At 70.5% G+C, this 18,022-nt stretch carries 16 protein-coding genes; 10 read left to right on the plus strand and 6 right to left on the minus strand.

What is annotated here, in order from left to right; genetic code table 11:
- Window positions 1–37 precede the first annotated feature (37 nt).
- Window positions 38–337: a hypothetical protein gene (locus FLX08_RS36900; RefSeq protein WP_142624903.1), complete on the plus strand. Its 300-nt coding sequence runs from the start codon at window positions 38–40 to the stop codon at window positions 335–337.
- 140 nt (window positions 338–477) lie between these two features.
- Here FLX08_RS36900 and FLX08_RS36905 read toward each other — a convergent pair whose 3' ends face one another.
- From FLX08_RS36905 to FLX08_RS36920, 4 genes are all read right to left on the minus strand, one after another.
- On the minus strand, window positions 478–792 hold the full coding sequence (locus FLX08_RS36905) for a hypothetical protein (RefSeq protein WP_142624904.1): 315 nt from the start codon (window positions 790–792) through the stop codon (window positions 478–480).
- Window positions 793–882: 90 nt separating this feature from the next.
- Window positions 883–1,668, minus strand: coding sequence for a pyruvate formate-lyase-activating protein (gene pflA / locus FLX08_RS36910; RefSeq protein ID WP_142624905.1), 786 nt, complete (start codon window positions 1,666–1,668; stop codon window positions 883–885).
- Window positions 1,668–3,929 (minus strand): formate C-acetyltransferase, encoded by a 2,262-nt coding sequence (gene pflB / locus FLX08_RS36915; protein ID WP_142624906.1) that lies wholly within the window; start codon window positions 3,927–3,929, stop codon window positions 1,668–1,670. The genes pflA and pflB overlap by 1 nt, the downstream gene beginning before the upstream one ends.
- A gap of 196 nt (window positions 3,930–4,125) precedes the next feature.
- Complete coding sequence (locus FLX08_RS36920) at window positions 4,126–4,548, minus strand: Hsp20/alpha crystallin family protein (protein WP_142624907.1); 423 nt, start codon at window positions 4,546–4,548, stop codon at window positions 4,126–4,128.
- A gap of 204 nt (window positions 4,549–4,752) precedes the next feature.
- On the opposite strand from FLX08_RS36920, the gene FLX08_RS36925 reads away from it, so the two are divergent.
- From FLX08_RS36925 to narI, 6 genes are all read left to right on the plus strand, one after another.
- Window positions 4,753–5,604 carry a universal stress protein gene (locus FLX08_RS36925; protein WP_142624908.1) on the plus strand — a complete coding sequence of 284 codons (852 nt, stop codon included), beginning with the start codon at window positions 4,753–4,755 and terminating at the stop codon, window positions 5,602–5,604.
- 198 nt (window positions 5,605–5,802) lie between these two features.
- On the plus strand, window positions 5,803–7,026 hold the full coding sequence (locus tag FLX08_RS36930; RefSeq protein ID WP_142624909.1) for an MFS transporter: 1,224 nt from the start codon (window positions 5,803–5,805) through the stop codon (window positions 7,024–7,026).
- 19 nt (window positions 7,027–7,045) lie between these two features.
- Window positions 7,046–10,693, plus strand: a complete 3,648-nt coding sequence (locus FLX08_RS36935; protein ID WP_142624910.1) for a nitrate reductase subunit alpha — start codon at window positions 7,046–7,048, stop codon at window positions 10,691–10,693.
- Window positions 10,693–12,348, plus strand: coding sequence for a nitrate reductase subunit beta (gene narH, locus FLX08_RS36940; RefSeq protein WP_142624911.1), 1,656 nt, complete (start codon window positions 10,693–10,695; stop codon window positions 12,346–12,348). Before FLX08_RS36935 ends, narH begins: the two co-directional genes overlap by 1 nt.
- Window positions 12,345–12,980, plus strand: coding sequence for a nitrate reductase molybdenum cofactor assembly chaperone (gene narJ, locus FLX08_RS36945; protein ID WP_244313155.1), 636 nt, complete (start codon window positions 12,345–12,347; stop codon window positions 12,978–12,980). Before narH ends, narJ begins: the two co-directional genes overlap by 4 nt.
- Entirely contained in the window at window positions 12,977–13,711 is a 735-nt protein-coding gene (narI, locus tag FLX08_RS36950; RefSeq protein WP_142624912.1) for a respiratory nitrate reductase subunit gamma, read from the plus strand. Before narJ ends, narI begins: the two co-directional genes overlap by 4 nt.
- A 127-nt stretch (window positions 13,712–13,838) precedes the next feature.
- Here the strand turns inward: narI and FLX08_RS42675 are convergent, their stop codons facing one another.
- Both FLX08_RS42675 and FLX08_RS36955 read right to left on the minus strand, forming a co-directional pair.
- Window positions 13,839–13,979, minus strand: coding sequence for a BON domain-containing protein (locus FLX08_RS42675; RefSeq protein WP_244313156.1), 141 nt, complete (start codon window positions 13,977–13,979; stop codon window positions 13,839–13,841).
- Complete coding sequence (locus FLX08_RS36955) at window positions 13,976–14,539, minus strand: CBS domain-containing protein (RefSeq protein WP_244313157.1); 564 nt, start codon at window positions 14,537–14,539, stop codon at window positions 13,976–13,978. Before FLX08_RS36955 ends, FLX08_RS42675 begins: the two co-directional genes overlap by 4 nt.
- 165 nt (window positions 14,540–14,704) lie before the next feature.
- Here FLX08_RS36955 and gap point away from each other — a divergent pair, with 165 nt between their 5' ends.
- The 3 genes from gap to FLX08_RS36970 all read left to right on the plus strand — a co-directional run bounded on the left by gap (window position 14,705) and on the right by FLX08_RS36970 (window position 17,866).
- A complete protein-coding gene (gene gap / locus FLX08_RS36960) occupies window positions 14,705–15,697 on the plus strand; it encodes a type I glyceraldehyde-3-phosphate dehydrogenase (RefSeq protein ID WP_142624919.1) in 993 nt (330 codons plus the stop codon).
- A gap of 278 nt (window positions 15,698–15,975) precedes the next feature.
- Window positions 15,976–16,986 carry a zinc-dependent alcohol dehydrogenase gene (locus FLX08_RS36965; RefSeq protein ID WP_142624913.1) on the plus strand — a complete coding sequence of 337 codons (1,011 nt, stop codon included), beginning with the start codon at window positions 15,976–15,978 and terminating at the stop codon, window positions 16,984–16,986.
- 16 nt (window positions 16,987–17,002) lie between these two features.
- Window positions 17,003–17,866 carry a hypothetical protein gene (locus FLX08_RS36970; RefSeq protein WP_142624914.1) on the plus strand — a complete coding sequence of 288 codons (864 nt, stop codon included), beginning with the start codon at window positions 17,003–17,005 and terminating at the stop codon, window positions 17,864–17,866.
- Window positions 17,867–18,022 lie beyond the last annotated feature (156 nt).

Here is an 18,022-nt window from a genome sequence, read left to right on the forward strand (position 1 = left end):
GATGCCGCTAGTCCGCCGTCATGAGGCGCGCGGCGCCGTGAAACTGCTGCTGAAGCGCATCGTGGACTGGCGCGCCGTCCCCCGTCTCGGCTGGTATGTGCTTGCGATCACCCTGCCGCCGGGTGTGATGGCCGCCTCCTACGCGGTGATGGTCCTGCTGGGCCGGTCACTGCCCGAGCCGCGGTTCGCGGTGGTCGAGGTCGCGCTGCTGTTCGGCGTGTTCCTCATCGCTGCCGTCTGCGAGGAGGCGTGCTCGCCGCGGTCGTCCGCCATGCCGCCTCGAACGTCGGCTGGTCCCTCTTCCCCGACCACGGGTCGCACTACGATCTGGTCGTAGCGGGAGGCGTCGCCACCGCCGTGACCCTGCTGGTGATGACCGCATGGCCCGGGTCATCCTCCCAGTGACGCCGCGCTCACACCAGGCGTGCTCCCATCAGGCTTCGATTCAGGCAGAACTGGGAGCGACGCCGGACGTCGTCAACGTCCATGAGTGGAGCAGGACGCGGCCACATGGGCCACCACCGGCTCGCCGTGAACGGCCCGTCGGAACGCCTCACGGGCAGTTGCGCGTATGTGTTCCGGGCATGAGGAGGCGGTGGGGCGGATGGACACGTAGACGTGCACCATGCCGTCGACGTCCACTAGGCGTACGTCGTCCACCACGTCGGTGAACGCCTGCTGCAGGGCCTCCCGCACGGCGAGCCGTGCGATCGGACCCGTGGCCTCGTCTCGGTCCTTTCTGCCGTCCTGCCGCCGGGGGATCGGATGGGCTTCTGTGCTCGGAATCGTCATGACCCAACCGTCCCGCCGACCGCCCTGCGCGGGGAGGGCCGAAGGTCCCCGGTCCCCGCGACGGTCGTCGCTTCCGACACCCAGGCTTGGTCAGACGCTGTGGACGCCGTGAGCGGCGAACTGGGCGTGCACGCGTTCCAGCAGGGCCCGGTCCGGGGGCTTGACGTCGGCCAGAGGGAAGGTGAGCCCGAGCCGGGCGTATTTGCCAGCGGCCATGCGGTGGAAGGGCAGCACGTCGACCCGCTCGACGTTGCCGAGCGTGGCGACGAACCGGGCCAGCCCTTCGACGTTCTCGATGTCGTCGGTGTGGCCGGGGACCAGGACGAACCGCACCCAGACCAGGCGGCCCAGGTTCGCGAGCCTACGGGCAAAGCGCAGGGTCGGCTCCAGGCTTCCTCCCGTCAGTCGGCGGTAGCCCTCGGGGTCGGACGACTTGATGTCGAGCAGCACGAGGTCGGTGCCGGCCAGCAGCGCGTCGCTCGCCCGGTCGCCGAGGAAGCCGGAGGTGTCCAGTGCGGTGTGCAGGCCGCTGTCGTGGCACCGGCGCAGCAACTCGCCAGTGAAGCGGGGCTGCAGCAGCGGCTCGCCGCCGCTGACCGTCACCCCGCCGCCGGCGACCGAGATGAACCGCCGGTAGCGGTCCACCTCGGTCATGACCTCGTCCACCGTGACCCGGCGGCCGTCGCGCATGCGCCAGGTCTCCGGGTTGTGGCAGTACAGGCAGCGCAGCGGGCAGCCGCAGGTGAACACCACGAAGCGGGTACCGGGACCGTCCACCCCGACCGACAGGTCCCACGACTCGATGACGCCGGAGCCGGCCGCCGACTCGGCCTGGCAAAGCTCGGCGGCGGCGTCCCGCAGCAGGGGCTCGCGCATCACAGCCGCCCGTGGAAGGTGCGGTCGATGACGTCCTGCTGCTGTTCGCGGGTGAGCCGGACGAAGTTCACGGCGTAGCCGGAGACCCGGATGGTGAGCTGGGGGTACTTCTCGGGGTGGTCCATCGCGTCGATCAGCGTGGCCCGGTCGAGCACGTTGACGTTCATGTGGAAGCCGCCCGCGTCGAAGTAGCCGTCGAGCACGCCCACCAGGTCGGTCACCCGGTCCTCGGCCGTGCGGCCCAGCCCGTCCGGGGTGACCGTGCTGGTCAGCGAGATGCCGTCCCGTGCCTGTTCGTAGGGGAGCTTGGCCACCGACAGCGCCGAGGCGACCAGGCCGTGCCGGTCACGCCCGTTCATCGGGTTGGCGCCGGGGGCGAACGGCGTGCCGGCCCTGCGCCCGTCGGGCGTGTTGCCGGTGTGCTTGCCGTACACCACGTTGGAGGTGATGGTGAGCACCGACTGGGTGTGCTCGGCGCCCCGGTAGGACGGGTGGCGGCGGATCTTGTCCATGAACGACCTGACCAGGTCCACGGCGATCGCGTCGGCACGGTCGTCGTTGTTGCCGTACGCCGGGTAGTCGCCCTCGACCACGTAGTCCACGGCCAGCCCGCTCTCGTCACGCAGCACCCGGACGGTCGCGTGCTTGACGGCCGACAGGCTGTCGGCGGCCACCGACAGGCCCGCGATGCCGCAGGCGAGCGTGCGCTTGACGGGGTAGTCGTGCAGCGCCATCTCGATGCGCTCGTAGGCGTACTTGTCGTGCATGTAGTGGATGACGTTCAGCGCGTCCACGTACGTCTTCGCCAGCCAGTCCATCATCCGGTCGAACGCCGCCGCCACCTCCTCGTAGTCGAGCACGTCGCCGGTCAGCGCCGGGTAGGCGGGGCCGACCTGCTCGCCGCTGATCTCGTCCCGCCCGCCGTTGACGGCGTACAGCAGGGCCTTGGCGAGGTTGACCCGGGCGCCGAAGAACTGCATCTGCTTCCCGACGGGAGCGGCGGACACGCAGCAGGCGATGGCGGTGTCGTCGCCGTACGCCGGCCGCATCAGCTCGTCGCTCTCGTACTGGATCGAGCTGGTCTCGATGGACAGCCGGGCACAGAACCGCTTGAACGGCTCGGGCAGCCGGGGCGACCAGAACACCGTGAGGTTCGGCTCCGGGGCCGGGCCGAGGTTGCGCAGCGTCTGCAGGTAGCGGTAGCTGGTGCGGGTAACCAACGGCCTGCCGTCGGCGCCGACGCCGCCGATCGACTCGGTCACCCAGGTCGGGTCGCCCGAGAACAGCTGGTCGTACTCGGGGGTGCGCAGGAAGCGGACGATGCGCAGCTTGATGACGAAATCGTCGACGAGCTCCTGGGCCTGCTGCTCGGTGAGCCGGCCCTCGGCGAGGTCCCGCTCCAAGTAGACGTCCACGAAGGTGGAGGTGCGGCCCAGCGACATCGCCGCGCCGTTCTGTTCCTTGACGGCGGCGAGGTAGGCGAAGTACAGCCACTGGACGGCCTCGCGTGCCGTGCCGGCCGGGTGGGAGACGTCGTAACCGTAGGAGGCGGCCATCCGCTTGAGCTCGTCCAGCGCGCGGAGCTGCTCGGCGAGTTCCTCCCGGTCGCGGATGACCGCGTCCGTGGAGAAGTTCCCGTCGAGCGACCGCAGTTCGGCCCGCTTGGCCTCGATCAGCCGGTCCACGCCGTACAGCGCCACGCGCCGGTAGTCGCCGAGGATGCGGCCCCGGCCGTACGCGTCGGGCAGCCCGGTGATGATCCCCGCGCGGCGGGCCGCCCGGATCTCGGGAGTGTAGGCGTCGAAGACGCCGTCGTTGTGCGTCTTGCGATACTTCGTGAAGATCTCCTGCACTCGGGGGTCGAGCGTGTAGCCGTAGGCTGCCAGGCCGTTCTCGACCATCCGCAGCCCGCCCGCCGGCATGATCGCCCGCTTCAGCGGAGCGTCGGTCTGCAGGCCGACGATGAGCTCACGTCCGGAGTCGATGTAGCCGGGCCGGTGCGAGGTGATCGAGGAAGGCGTAGCGGTGTCCACGTCGTACACGCCGCGCCGCCGCTCCTCTCCGAACAGGTCCGACACCTCCGTCCACACCGCGCGAGTCCGCTCGGTGGGGCCTGCCAAGAACGACTCGTCGCCCTCGTGCGGCGTGTAGTTGGCCTGGATGAAGTCGCGCACGTCCACCTGCCTGCGCCAGGTCGTGCCGCGGAAACCGCGCCACGCCACGTCCTCGGCAGCCTGTTCCCGGACCGCTGTGACCGTCATCGGTACCCCCTTCGTCGGTGTCCGCTTCCACTCTCACGCGCCGCGCCGTTCGGCTCCGCGCGCGGAGGTCATCGATCATCGGGACCAAAGTCATCGGCGATGTGCGGGCCGGAGGGGCAACGGGAACGGGCGGGGAGCGCATGGCTCCCCGCCCGCCTCGTACGGCCTCGGTGGTGTGCGAGGGCTTGCCTCGCGGTCAGTGCTGAACGACGATCCTGCGGTCGGCCGTTTTGTGCTCCTCCTCCAGGCCGACCGTGACCTCCAGGACTCCGTCTCGGTAGACGGCCGTCACGTCCTCTTCCCTGGCCGTCGGGGGAAGCGTGACCGAGCGGGAGAACGCGCCGTAGGTGATTTCGGAGCGGCGCGGTTCCTTGGTGTCCTTGGCCTCCTTGGTCTTCTCGGCCCGGATGTGGAGCACGCCGTGCGTGACGGTGACCTCCAGATCCTTGTCGGGGTCGATGCCGGGCAGTTCCGCCCGCAGGACGTACCGGCCGTCCGCGACGAAGTCCTCCACTCGGATGATCTGGCCGAACGGCCGGAATCCGTAGACCGGGCTCTCCAGCAGCTCCAGCAGTTCCGGGAAGAGGAGCCGGCCCGGACTCCGCTCCATCAGGGTCATCGTGACCTCCTTGTCTCGATGCCGACGCACCAAGCACACACCTGCTACGGCCTACAGGGCAGAGCAGAACGTCCCAGCCGAAGGGCCTCACACCACCGATCGCCCTCGGGTCATAGGTCTTGGCCCGGCGGGACCTTCAGCGCTGCAAACCCCGGCTGGACAAGGTGTCCCATGTATGGAGCATGCGAAATGAAGGAGAACAACATGATCCTGGTAGGCGTCGACGGTTCGCATGCCGCGCTGGAAGCCGCCGCATGGGCGGCCCGGGAAGCCGATCTGCGTGGCGTCCCGCTCCGGGTGGCCAACGCCATCCCGGCCTGGGCCGCCTCCGGCACTGGCCGGGGCCGGTACGCGAAGGTCGCGGCCTGGATGCGCGACGGCGCCGCCGCCGCGCTGGCCGCCGCCCTGGAACGGGTCCGCGCGGAGGCGCCCCGGATTACGGTGGACACCGCGATCCTGGCCGGCGACCCGCGCCCGGCGCTCATCGAGGCATCCACAGGGGCGGATCTGCTGGTCATCGGCAACCACGGCTTGGGTGGGTTCCGCGGACTGCTGCTCGGCTCGGTCGCGTACGGCGTGGCTGGGCGGGCCCCATGCGACGTGGTCGTGGTGCGAGAGCCTTCCGAGGCCCCGCGAGGAGAGGTGGTCGCGGGCATCGACGGATCACCCGCCTCCGCGCGCGTGCTCGACTTCGCCTTCGCCGAGGCGGCGCTGCGCGGTGCCGGCCTGCGGGTCGTGCACGCCTACAGCCCACTGGACGCGGGCCGCGGCTTAGCGCCGGTGCCCGACGACTTCGACGACGAAAAGACGCAGGTGCGGATGGTCGCCGAGGCCCTCGCCGGACGGCGGGAGCTGTACCCGGACCTGCAGGTCACCGAGTGGGTCGTCCGATGTCACCCCGTGGAGGCGCTGCTGCAGGCGATGCAGGGCGCGGACTTGCTGGTCGTCGGCTCTCACGGCCACGGGGAGTTCAGCGGTCTGCTCCTCGGGTCGGTCAGCCAGGCCTTACTCCACTACGCGACGGTTCCCCTGGCCGTTGTCCGCGCCAACCGATGAGGCAGTGATTCCCTCCCCTGCCACATCACCTTGCGTACAACGCGCGATGCGCTCCTCGATCGCGACGTGTTATGTCCGAGATTCTCGGGTAACAAATGGTCTTCTGGGTAACGGCCGAAGGACCAAGGTCCCTGACGTCCGCGCCGTCCCAACAGGAGTGTGAGGGTGCGGAAGATCCTCTCCCCCCGGAGGAACGGTATGACAGTCGGCACAGCAGCCGCCGAGGAGACGCGAAAGGGTGGCCGGGCGGTCGCGTTGGTTCTGGCGACGGCGGGCTTCGCGGTCAATTTCTGGGCATGGGCGCTGCTCAGCCCGCTCAGCTCGACGTACAAGGAACTGCTCCGGCTGACGCCCTTCCAGGCGTCGGTCCTGGTCGCGATCCCGGTCATCGTCGGGTCGCTGGGCCGGATCGTGTTCGGCGCGCTGACCGACCGGTACGGCGGACGGCTGATGTTCGCGGTGGCGAGCATGCTAGGCGTGGTCCCGGTGGTCTTCCTCGCCTTCGCCGGGAGCTATCCGGCGCTGCTGGCCGGGGGGTTCGTCCTGGGCCTGACGGGGGCCACCTTCGCGATCGGCGTGCCGTTCGTCAACGCCTGGTTCCCGCCGGAGCGCCGCGGGCTGGCTTTGGGGATCTTCGGGATGGGCAACATCGGCACGGCGATCTCCGGCTTCGCCACTCCCTGGCTGGCGGACCGGTTCGGCCGGCCGGTGCCGTTCTTCGTGGTCGCGGTCGCGCTGGTGGTCGTCGGGCTGGCGTTCCTGGCGTTCGGCCGGGAGGCGCCCGGCACCCGTCGCGCGACCGAGCCGTTCCTCGCCAGGTTCCTGGCCGCGGGGCGGTTGCGCGTCACCCGGGAACTGGCCGCGATGTACGCGCTGACCTTCGGCGGGTTCGTGGCGTTCGGCGCCTACCTGCCGCTGTATCTGAAGGCGGTCTACGGGCTGTCCACGGCCGACGCGGCCGCACGGGCGGCCGGGTTCGTCGTGCTGGCCACGCTCGCCCGGCCGGTGGGCGGCTGGCTGGCGGACCGCTTCGGCGGCGAGATCGTGCTCTCCGGGGCGCTCGCCGTCGCGGTGGTGTGCGCGGTCGCCGTGTCGTTCGCTCCGCCGATGCCACTGGCGACGGCCGGCTTCCTGGCCATGGCGGCCTCGCTCGGCCTGGGCAACGGTGCGATCTTCGCGCTGCTCGGCCGGGCCGTGCCGGCGCACGCGATCGGCAGCGCGACCGGCGTGGTCGGCGCGGTCGGCGGTCTCGGCGGATTCCTGCCGCCGATCGTCATGGGTCTCATCTACCAGGCCACCGGTTCGTACGCCATCGGGCTCATGCTGCTGGCGGCCGTCGCCGCGGCGGCGCTGGTCTACTGCTGGTTCGTGCTGCGACCCGGCGCCCCCGAGCGGTCCGAACCGGCCCGTGACCTCGTGTGACGTGAGGGAGAGGAAAGCGATGTCGAGGATCGACGGGCCGGTCAGCGACGCCCTGCTCGGGCTGGGGCGGCACCTGCGCCGCGGCGAGGTGTCGCCGGACCTGCGCACGCTCCACCAGATCGGCGGACGCCAGGGCGACGTGTTCTACCGCGACCGGTGGAGCCACGACAAAGTGGTGCGCTCGACCCACGGGGTGAACTGCACCGGGTCGTGCTCGTGGAAGGTGTACGTCAAGGACGGCATCATCACCTGGGAGGCGCAGCAGACCGACTACCCCAGCGTGGGCGACGACCGCCCCGAGTACGAGCCGCGCGGCTGCCCGCGCGGCGCGGCCTTCTCCTGGTACACCTACTCGCCGACCCGGGTGCGCTACCCGTACGCGCGGGGCGTGCTGGTGGAAATGTACCGCGAGACCAAGGCGCGGCTGGGCGACCCGGTCGCGGCGTGGGCCGAGATCACCACCGATCCCGTCAAGCGCCGCCGTTACCAGGAGGTGCGGGGCAGGGGCGGGCTCGTCCGCGTCTCCTGGGCGGAGGCCGCCGAAATCGTCGCCGCCGCCCACGTGCACACGATCAAGACCTACGGTCCCGACCGGGTCGCGGGCTTCTCGCCGATCCCGGCGATGTCGATGGTCTCTCACGCGGTGGGCGCGCGGTTCGTCTCGCTGCTCGGCGGGACGATGCTGTCGTTCTACGACTGGTACGCCGACCTGCCGGTGGCCTCGCCGCAGGTGTTCGGCGACCAGACCGACGTGCCGGAGTCGGCGGACTGGTGGGACGCCTCCTACCTGATGCTCTGGGGTTCCAACGTGCCGGTCACCCGTACCCCCGACGCGCACTACATGGCCGAGGCCCGCTACCGGGGGCAGAAGGTCGTCGTCATGGCGCCGGACTACAACGACGCCGCCAAGTTCGCCGACGAATGGCTGTCTCCGCACCCCGGCACAGACGGCGCCCTGGCCATGGCCATGGGTCACGTGATCCTGAAGGAGTTCTTCGTCGAGCGGGAGACGCCCCGCTTCCTCGACTACGTCAAGCGCTACACCGACCTGCCCTTCCTGGTGCGGCTGCGCGAGCACGACGGCGGCGCGTACGTGCCGGACAAGTTCCTCACCTCCGCCGACCTCGGCGAGGAGGGCGAGGAGGCCGCGTTCAAGACCGTGCTGCTCGACTCCCGCGACGGCGAACCCGTGGTGCCTGGCGGCTCGCTCGGCTTCCGGTTCTCCGCCGAGGGCGAGGGCCGCTGGAACCTCGACCTCGGCGAGGTGGACCCGGCGCTCAGCCTGTCCGGGCAGGGGGAGGCCGTGCCGGTGGTGCTGCCGCGGTTCGACGCGCCCGGCAACGGGGCGATGCGCCGCGGCGTGCCCGCCCGCCGTGTGAACGGTCACCTGGTCACCACGGTGTTCGACCTCATGCTGGCGCAGTACGGCGTGGCCCGCGACGGGCTGCCGGGGGAGTGGCCGTCCGGCTACGACGACCCGGCGCAGCCGTACACCCCGGCCTGGCAGGAGGCGATCACCTCGGTGCCGGCGGACGCGGCCGCGCGGATCGCCCGGGAGTTCGCCCGCAACGCCGAGGAGTCCGGCGGCCGATCGATGATCATCCTGGGGGCGGGGACCAACCACTGGTTCCACTCCGACACGATGTATCGCGCGTTCCTCGCGCTGGTCACGCTGACCGGCTGCCAGGGCGTCAACGGCGGCGGCTGGGCGCACTACGTCGGCCAGGAGAAGTGCCGCCCGGTCACCGGCTGGGCGCAGATGGCCTCCGGCCTCGACTGGTCCCGCCCACCGCGGCAGATGATCGGCACGGCGTACTGGTACCTGCACAGCGACCAGTGGCGCTACGACGAGCACACCGCCGACGTGGCGGCCTCGCCGCTCGGCGGCGGGGCGTTCACCGGGCGTACCAGCGCCGACCTGCTCGCCCAGTCCGCGCGCCTGGGCTGGATGCCGTCCTATCCGACCTTCGGCCGCAACCCGCTCGACCTCGCCGACGAGGCCGAACAGGCGGGTCAGGAGGCCGCGCCGTACGTTGTCGAGCAGGTGCGGGCGGGCCGCCTCGGCTTCGCCTGTGAGGACCCCGACGCGCCGGAGAACTGGCCGCGGGTGCTCACCGTGTGGCGGGCGAACCTGCTCGGCTCCTCCGCGAAGGGCAACGAGTTCTTCCTGCGGCACCTGCTCGGGGCCTCCGACGCGGTCCGGGCGGAGGAGAACGGTCCCGACCGGCGGCCCGACGACGTGACCTGGCGGGACGAGGCGCCCCGGGGCAAGCTCGACCTGCTGCTGTCGCTCGACTTCCGGATGACGTCGACCACGCTGTTCTCCGACATCGTGCTCCCGGCGGCCACGTGGTACGAGAAGCACGACCTGTCGTCGACCGACATGCACCCGTTCGTGCACGCCTTCACCCCAGCCATCGACCCGCCCTGGCAGACCCGCACCGACTTCGCGGCCTTCCACACGATCGCCAGGGCGTTCAGCGACCTCGCCCGCACGCACTTGGGTGTGCGCAAGGACGTCGTGGCGGTGCCGCTGCTGCACGACACGCCCGACGAGCTGGCCACCCCGCACGGGCGGGTGCACGACTGGCGGGAGACCGGCGAGGAGCCGGTGCCGGGCCGCACGTTCCCCAAGATCGTGGTGGTCGAGCGGGACTACGGCGCGGTCGCCGACAAACTCGCCGCACTCGGCCCGCTGGCCGAGCGCCTGGGCGCCACGACGAAGGGCGTCACCTTCGACGTCGCGGCCGAGGTCGAACGCCTGGGCAGGGTCATCGGGACCGTGCGCGGGGGAGCGGCCGACGGCCGGCCCTCCCTGGCGACCGACGTCGCGATGTGCGAGACGATCCTCGCGCTGTCCGGCACGACCAACGGCCGTCTGGCGGCCCAGGGGTTCGCGACCCTGGCCCGCCGCACCGGCACCGACCTCGGCGGCCTGGCCGACGAGCACCGGCGGATCACCTTCGCCGACACGCAGTCACGCCCGACACCGGTGATCACCTCACCCGAGTGGTCGGGCAGCGAGACCGGAGGCCGGCGCTACTCCGCCTTCACGATCAACGTCGAGCACCGCAAGCCCTGGCACACCCTCACCGGACGCCAGCACTTCTACCTGGACCACGACTGGATGCAGGAGGCCGGCGAGGCGCTGCCCGTCTACCGGCCGCCGCTCAACACGGCCGCCCTGGCCGCGGGGCCGGGCGGCGAGGACGGCATCGTGGTGCGGTACCTCACCCCGCACTCCAAGTGGTCGATCCATTCGGAGTACCAGGACAACCTGCTGATGCTGACGCTGTCGCGGGGCGGCCCGACGATCTGGATGAGCCCGGCCGATGCCGCGCGGGCCGGGATCCACGACAACGACTGGGTCGAGGCGGTCAACCGCAACGGCGTGGTGGTCGCCCGGGCCGTGGTCTCCCACCGCATGCCCACCGGGACCGTGTACATGTACCACGCCCAGGAGCGCGTGGTGGACGTGCCCAAGAGCGAGACCTCCGGCCGCCGCGGCGGCATCCACAACAGCCTCACCCGCCTGCTGATCAAACCGACCCACCTGATCGGCGGGTACGCCCAGCTCAGCTTCGCCTTCAACTACCTGGGACCGACGGGCCACCAGCGCGACGAGGTCACCGTGATCCGCCGCCGCGCCCAGGAGGTGGATTACTGATGACGCGCGTGATGGCTCAGCTCGCGATGGTGATGAACCTGGACAAATGCATCGGCTGCCACACCTGCTCGGTCACCTGCAAGCAGGCGTGGACCAACCGGGCCGGCACCGAGTATGTCTGGTTCAACAACGTGGAGACGCGGCCCGGCCAGGGCTACCCCCGCACGTACGAGGACCAGGAGAAGTGGAAGGGCGGCTGGGAGCTCAACCGGCGGGGCCGGCTCCAGCTCAAGGCCGGCGGCCGACTGAGGAAGCTGCTGACCATCTTCGCCAACCCGCTCATGCCGTCCATTGGCGACTACTACGAGCCCTGGACCTACGACTACGACCGGCTGTTCTCCGCGCCGGTCACCGAGGACACTCCGGTCGCCCGGCCCCGGTCACTGATCACCGGTGAGCCGACCAAGATCAAGTGGAGCGCCAACTGGGACGACGACCTCGCCGGCGCGCCCGAACTGGCCCCCGCCGACCCGGTGCTGAAGAAGGTGTCCGACCAGGTCAAGCTGGAGTTCGAGCGCGCCTTCATGTTCTACCTGCCGCGCATCTGCGAGCACTGCCTCAACCCGTCGTGTGTCGCCTCCTGCCCCTCCGGTGCCATGTACAAGCGTTCGGAGGACGGCATCGTGCTGGTCGACCAGGACCGCTGCCGGGGCTGGCGGATGTGCGTCACCGGCTGCCCGTACAAGAAGGTGTACTTCAACCACCGCACCGGCAAGGCCGAGAAGTGCACGTTCTGCTATCCGAGGGTCGAGGTCGGCATCCCGACCGTGTGCTCGGAGACCTGCGTCGGGCGGCTGCGTTACATCGGGCTCATCCTGTACGACGCCGACCGCGTCGCCGAGGCCGCCTCGGTCAAGGACGAGAAAGCGCTGTACGAGGCGCAGAAGAGCGTCATGCTCGACCCTCGCGACCCCGAGGTGATCGCCGCCGCGCGGGCCTCCGGCATCCCGGAGGACTGGCTGGAGGCAGCCCGCCGCTCCCCGATCCACAAGCTCATCTTCGACTACGGCGTGGCGCTGCCGCTGCATCCGGAGTACCGGACGATGCCCATGGTCTGGTACATCCCGCCCCTGTCGCCCGTGGTCGACGTGCTACGCGAGACCGGCCACGACGGCGAGCAGGCGGGCAACCTGTTCGGCGCCATCGACGCGCTGCGCATCCCGATCGGCTACCTGGCCGAGCTGTTCTCCGCCGGCGACCCCGAGCCCGTACGCGCCGTGCTGCGCAAGCTGGCCGCGATGCGCTCGTTCATGCGGGGGATCAACCTCGGCGGTGAGCGCGACGAGTCGATCCCGGCGGCCGTCGGGCTCAAGCCCGAGCAGATCGAGGAGATGTACCGGCTGCTGGCCATCGCGCCGTACGCCGAGCGGTACGTCATTCCCAAGGCGCACGCCGAGGAGGGCGCCCGGCTGGAGGAGCTGGCGACCGGATGCAGCCTCGACTACGACGGCGGCCCCGGCATGGGCGGCCCGTTCGGCGAGGCGTCCGGCCTGCCCGCGCCGGTCGCGGTGGAGAACTTCCACGCGCTGAAGGAACGCCAGGAGACCGACGACCTGGACCGGGCGAGCGAGCTGCGCGGCCGGGTCAACCTGCTCAACTGGGACGGCAAGGGCACCCCCGACGGGCTGTTCCCCAAGCGGAAGGACAAGTCGTGAGCGACCGCACGGTGCACATGACGGCCTCGGTGCTGCTGTCGTACCCCGACGAGCGGCTGATCGAGGCGCTGCCGCTGCTGAACTCCACGGTGGCGGAGCTCGGGCCGGGCGAACCGGCCAGGCGGCTGGCCGCCTTCCTCGCGCACGTGGCCGCCACCCCGCTGCCGGAGCTGGCCGAGCACTACGTGGCGACGTTCGACCTCAAGCGCCGCTGCTGCCCGTACCTGACCTACTACACCTACGGCGACACGCGGCGACGCGGGATGGCCCTGCTGCGGTTCAAGCAGGCCTACCAGGCGGCCGGATTCGAGGTCGCAGACGAGTTGCCCGACCACCTGGGCGTGGTGTGTGAGCTGTCCGGCCGGGGCGCCACCGAGCAGGCGGTGCGGCTGCTGCGCGAGCACCGGGCCGGCTTGGAGACGCTGCTGCGCGCGCTGCGCGAGGAGGGCTCGCCATACGCCGAGGTCGTGGCGGCGGTGCTGGCGACGCTGCCCCCGCCGACCGAGCGGGAGCGCCGGGCCGCGCTGCGGCTGGCCGAGGAGGGACCGCCGGCCGAGGAGGTCGGCCTGGAGCCGTACGGGCATGAGGCTTTCGTCCCGGTGCAGGCTGGGATGCTGGGAGGATCGCGGTGAACGCGCTCGACGTGACGCTGTGGATGGTCGCCCCCTACGTGGCCTTGACGATCTTCGTGCTCGGCCACATCTGGCGCTACCGCTACGACAAGTTCGGCTGGACGACACGCTCCTCCCAGATGTACGAGTCACGGCTGCTGCGGATCGGCAGCCCGCTGTTCCACTTCGGCATCCTGGTCGTAGCGCTCGGCCACGTGGGCGGCCTGGTGATCCCCAAGACCTGGACCGAGGCGGTGGGAGTGAGCGAGCACGCCTACCACCTCACCGCGGTCGTGCTCGGCACGGTCGCCGGCGTCTGCACCATCGCGGGCCTGGCGATCCTCGTCTACCGCCGCCGCACGGTCGGCCCGGTCTTCACCGCCACCACCCGCAACGACAAGCTGATGTACGCGGTGCTCGCCCTGACGATCGCGCTCGGGCTGGCCGCCACCGTCATGGCCAACATCGTCGGCGGCGGCTACGACTACCGCACGACGATCTCGCCCTGGTTCCGGTCGGTCTTCTACCTCCAGCCGGAGGGGGAGCTGATGGCGAGCGCGCCGATCTTGTTCAAGCTGCACGCGCTGAGCGCGCTGGTCCTGTTCGCCGTCTGGCCGTTCACCCGGCTGGTGCACATGATGACAGCGCCCGTCGGCTACCTGACCAGGCCATACATCGTCTATCGCAGCCGCGACGACCAGCGAGGATCCCGTCCGCCGCGCCGCGGCTGGGAGCCCGCCGGCCGCCCCTGACCATCGGAACGACTGCTGGCAGGGCCCGGCTGCACGGCGGCGTGCCCGGCGGCTGACGGGTGTTCGACCAGCCATATGGTCGTGGGTTCGCTCACCATCGCTGGACCCGGCACTCAGCGAGCGACGGTCATCGATGGCGCCAGGTGTGGGTGTCGTCCTGCTCCCACTCCAGGTGGTCGATCACATCCACCACGCCGTTGACACCGCGCGCCAGCCGGGTGGCTGTCAGGGCGTCGCTGCGCCAGTGCAGGTGACCGGCCAGCGTCACAACGCCTGATCGACCGTCACGGTCACCATGGCCAGGTCGCGGAACAGGGAACGGCCGAACGTGTCGATCGTGATCTCGCGGGCGATGTCGGCATCCGGGCGGGTGAAGACCCGCAGCAGGTCGTGCCGGCCGACCATGCCCTCGAGTGTGCCGTCCTCCGCGACGACCGGCAGGTGCGTGACGCCGTGCTGGTCCATGAGCCGGATGGCGAACACCACCGCCGTTCCCGGGCCGATCGTGACGGCCGGGGACGTCATCAGCTCGGCGGCCGTGTCACCGCGCGACTTCTCACGCCAGCCGCACCCAGGCCGGCCGATCAGGCGCCGCAGTCGGGCACGCAGCGGCGGCCGGTAGCCCTCGTGAGGGTACTGATCCTTGAACTCCTCCTTGAGCAGCAGATCCGCGTCCGTGATGACGCCGATGACCCGGTTGTCGGCGTCGACCACGGGCACGGCAGCCAGGTCCGCGGCGATCAGCACCTGGGCGACGGTCTTGAACGGCGTGCCCCCCTCCACGACAGGGACGTCGCGGGCCATGACCTGGGCGACCTTCACACGCATCTCTTCCTCCTCGTGACACCGGCATCCCATCGCCGCCACCCGGCGCAGGCGGAGAGGCGGAAGGCCTTCGCGCGGGGGCTGTTGCGCCTCTATCTCCGGCACTTATGCCTCTACGACAGCTTCGTGCCGGGACAGACGATGGCGGCACAGCCGACGCTGAGGAGGATCACCATGAAGATCGGCATCAACGGGTTCGGCAGGATCGGCAGGGCCGTGCTGCGCCGCGCGCTGCCCATGGGCATCGAGGTTGTCGGGATCAACGACCTCGCGGACGCGGTGACCCTCGCCCACCTGCTCAGGTTCGACTCCACACACGGCCCCCTCGGCGTTCCGGTCACCGCGACCGCCTCCTCCATCGACGTGGACGGCCGCTCCATCCCGATCACCGCGCACAGCGACCCCGCACACATCGACTGGGCCGCCTATGGCGCCGACCTCGTGATCGAGGCCACCGGCAGGTTCCGCACACGCGACGACGCGGCCCGCCACCTCAAGGGCGGCGCCCGCCGCGTCCTCATCTCCGCACCGGGCAAGAGCGTGGACGTCACGATCGTCCCCGGAGTCAACGACGCCGCCTACGACCCCCGCCACCACGAAATCGTGTCCATGGCCTCATGCACCACCAACTGCGTGGCCCCGATGGTGAAGGTGCTGCACGAGAACTTCGGCCTCGTCCGCGGCTTCATGACGACCGTGCACGCGTACACCGCCGACCAGCGACTGCTGGACGCCCCGCACAAGGACCCCCGCAGGGCCCGCTCGGCCGCCGTCAACATCGTCCCGACCACGACCGGGGCCGCCCGGATGGTCGGCGAGGTACTGCCCGAGCTCGCGGGCCGGCTGGACGGCGTGGCGCTGCGCGTCCCGGTCGAGGACGGCTCGCTCACCGACCTCGCCGTGGTGCTGTCCCGCCCTGCAGGGGTGCAGGAGGTCAACCGGGCCTTCGCCGACGCCGCCGACCGGCAACTGAAGGGCGTGCTGCGCTACAGCACCGACCCGATCGTGTCCCGCGACATCGTGGGGGACCCTGCCTCCTGCGTATTCGACTCCGCGCTCACGCAGGCGGACGGCGAGCTGGTGAAGGTCTTCGGCTGGTACGACAACGAGTGGGGCTACGCCAACCGACTCGTCGAGATGGCCGCCCGCATAGCCGAGTGACAGTCCGAGGAGCCCCGGATACGAGGTTCACGGCGGTGCAAGCCGTGATGAGACATTTTTCTCTCCCGCCTCTCGCTTGGCTCGCCGTAACCCTGTCTTCCGTCCGTGGCCGCGACCACGGACGTCCCGTCGCGGCGCGGTGGCTCGTGGCGTCGGGGTGCAGGACCTTGGGCCACTGATCCGGACGGTACTTCGGCCCACGACGGTGGCCCGTCCGGCCCTGCCGGCACAGACGCTGCGGGAGGACGCTAGAGGCCCCCAGTGGAGAGGAAAAGCCAATGCGTGCAGCGGTGGTCACCCGATTCGACGGCCCGGTCGAGATCCGCGACCTTCCGGTTCCGGAGCTGCGACCTGACCAGGTGCTGGTCCGTGTCGAGGCCAGCGGGCTGTGCCACACCGACATCCACGCCGCCCGCGGAGATTGGCCCGTCAAGCCGGCTCTGCCGTTCACGCCCGGGCATGAGGGAATCGGCGTGATCGAGCAGGTCGGCGTCGGCGTGACCGGCCGGGCCGTCGGGGAGCGGGTCGCAGTCCCATGGCTCGGACATGCCTGCGGTACGTGCGACTACTGCGTGAGTGGGCGGGAGACGCTCTGCGAGTCCCAGCTGAACACGGGCTACAGCCTGAACGGCTGCCATGCTGAATACGTCGCGGCCTATGCCAGCCACGTGGTCCCCGTGCCCGAAGCCGTGAGCTCGTTCGACGCCGCTCCCCTGACCTGTGCGGGGGTGACAACGTACAAGGCCATCAAGGTGTCCGGGCTCCGCCCGGCCGAGCGTGCGGCGATCTTCGGCATCGGCGGGCTGGGGCATCTGGCGCAACAGTACGCGCAGATTTTCGGCGCCGAGACCGTCGCGGTCGACGTGACGGGCGAAAAGCTCCTCCTCGCCAGTGAACTCGGCGCCACTCACGTCGTGAACGCCGCGGCCGACGACCCGGTGCGAGCGATTCGCGACCTCGGCGGTGCCGACGTGGCCGTCGTCCTGGCGGCCGACCCGCGCGTCCTGCAGCAGGCGCACGCGTCGCTGCGTCGCGGGGGGCGCCTGGTGCTGGTCTCGCTGCCCCGAGACAACGCGATGCGCCTGCCCATCTTCGAGACGGTGCTGGGCGGCCTCAGCGTGATCGGGTCCATCGTCGGCACTCGCGCCGACCTCGCCGAGGTCTTCCGCCTGCACGCCGCGGGCCGCACGACGGTCAAGTACGAGACCCGCAAACTGGACGAGATCAACCAGTCCTTCGATGACATCCTCGCCGGCCGGATCCCCGCCCGGCTGGTCTTCGAGCTGTGAGACGATCATGATCTCTGTGGCTTCCCCGCCTGCCCCTGCCGCCTCAACGGCATGGGCCGGCCGGGCCGTCGGCGTCTGGCTACGGCTGTCGGTCACGGCGGCGCTCCTGGCCGCCGCGGGCAACATCTACGCGCTGCTCGATCTGGAAGGCATCTACGGCAGAGAGACGAGCGCCTTCGTCAACCAGGCGATAGCCCAGGACGCCGTCAATCTCGCCGTGGTCTCACCGGCTATCGCCGTATTCGCCTTCCTCGCCCGCCGGGGCTTGCTCCGCGCGTACCTGATGTGGCTCGGCGCCGTGGCCTTCATGACCTACAACTACGTCATCTACACGCTGTCGGTCCACGTCGGGCCGCTTTTCCTGGTCTGGGTCGCCGTCCTCGGGCTGTCCGCGTTCTCCCTCATTGGCGGCCTGGCGGCACTCGACGCACAAGCGGCCGCGGCGCGGTTCGACCGGGCACCCCGACGGCCGGCGGGATGGCTCCTCATCATCGTGGCCGCACTGTTCACGCTGCTGTGGCTGAAGGACATCGTGCCCGCGACCCTGGCCGGCCGCCTCCCCGAGAGCGTGAGCGAACTGGCCCTGCCGTCCAGCCCGGTGCACGTGCTCGACCTGTCGTTCTTCCTGCCCGCCGCCTTCATCACCGGAGTACTGCTCCTCCGGGATCGGCCATGGGCCTACGCGACCGCGCCTGGCCTGCTGGTCTTCTTCGCGCTGACCGGCCTGCCGATCATGGTCACGCCCTTCGTCGCCCAGGCTCGCGGCGACGAACCCGCGTGGGCCGTACTTCCGCCGATCTTGGCGATCACCATCGCCTGCCTCGCCGTCCTGGCCGGCCTGATGCGGCCACTCCCCCGAGCGACAGGCCACTCCGGTTAAGGTCCCGGTCTCGCGCACTGATCGGAGGCACCCGCCTCACCAGCATGCGGCGGCGTAGGCCGAAGGCCCCCCGGTGGGATGCCTTTGGCCTGCGGCCATCCCATACGTCTGAATGATCTGCTTGAGGGCATGGAGATCAGCGTGCGAGAGCCGGCG

The sequence above is a fragment of the Microbispora hainanensis genome (assembly GCF_006874475.1).
GTDB classification, from domain to species: Bacteria; Actinomycetota; Actinomycetes; order Streptosporangiales; family Streptosporangiaceae; genus Microbispora; species Microbispora hainanensis.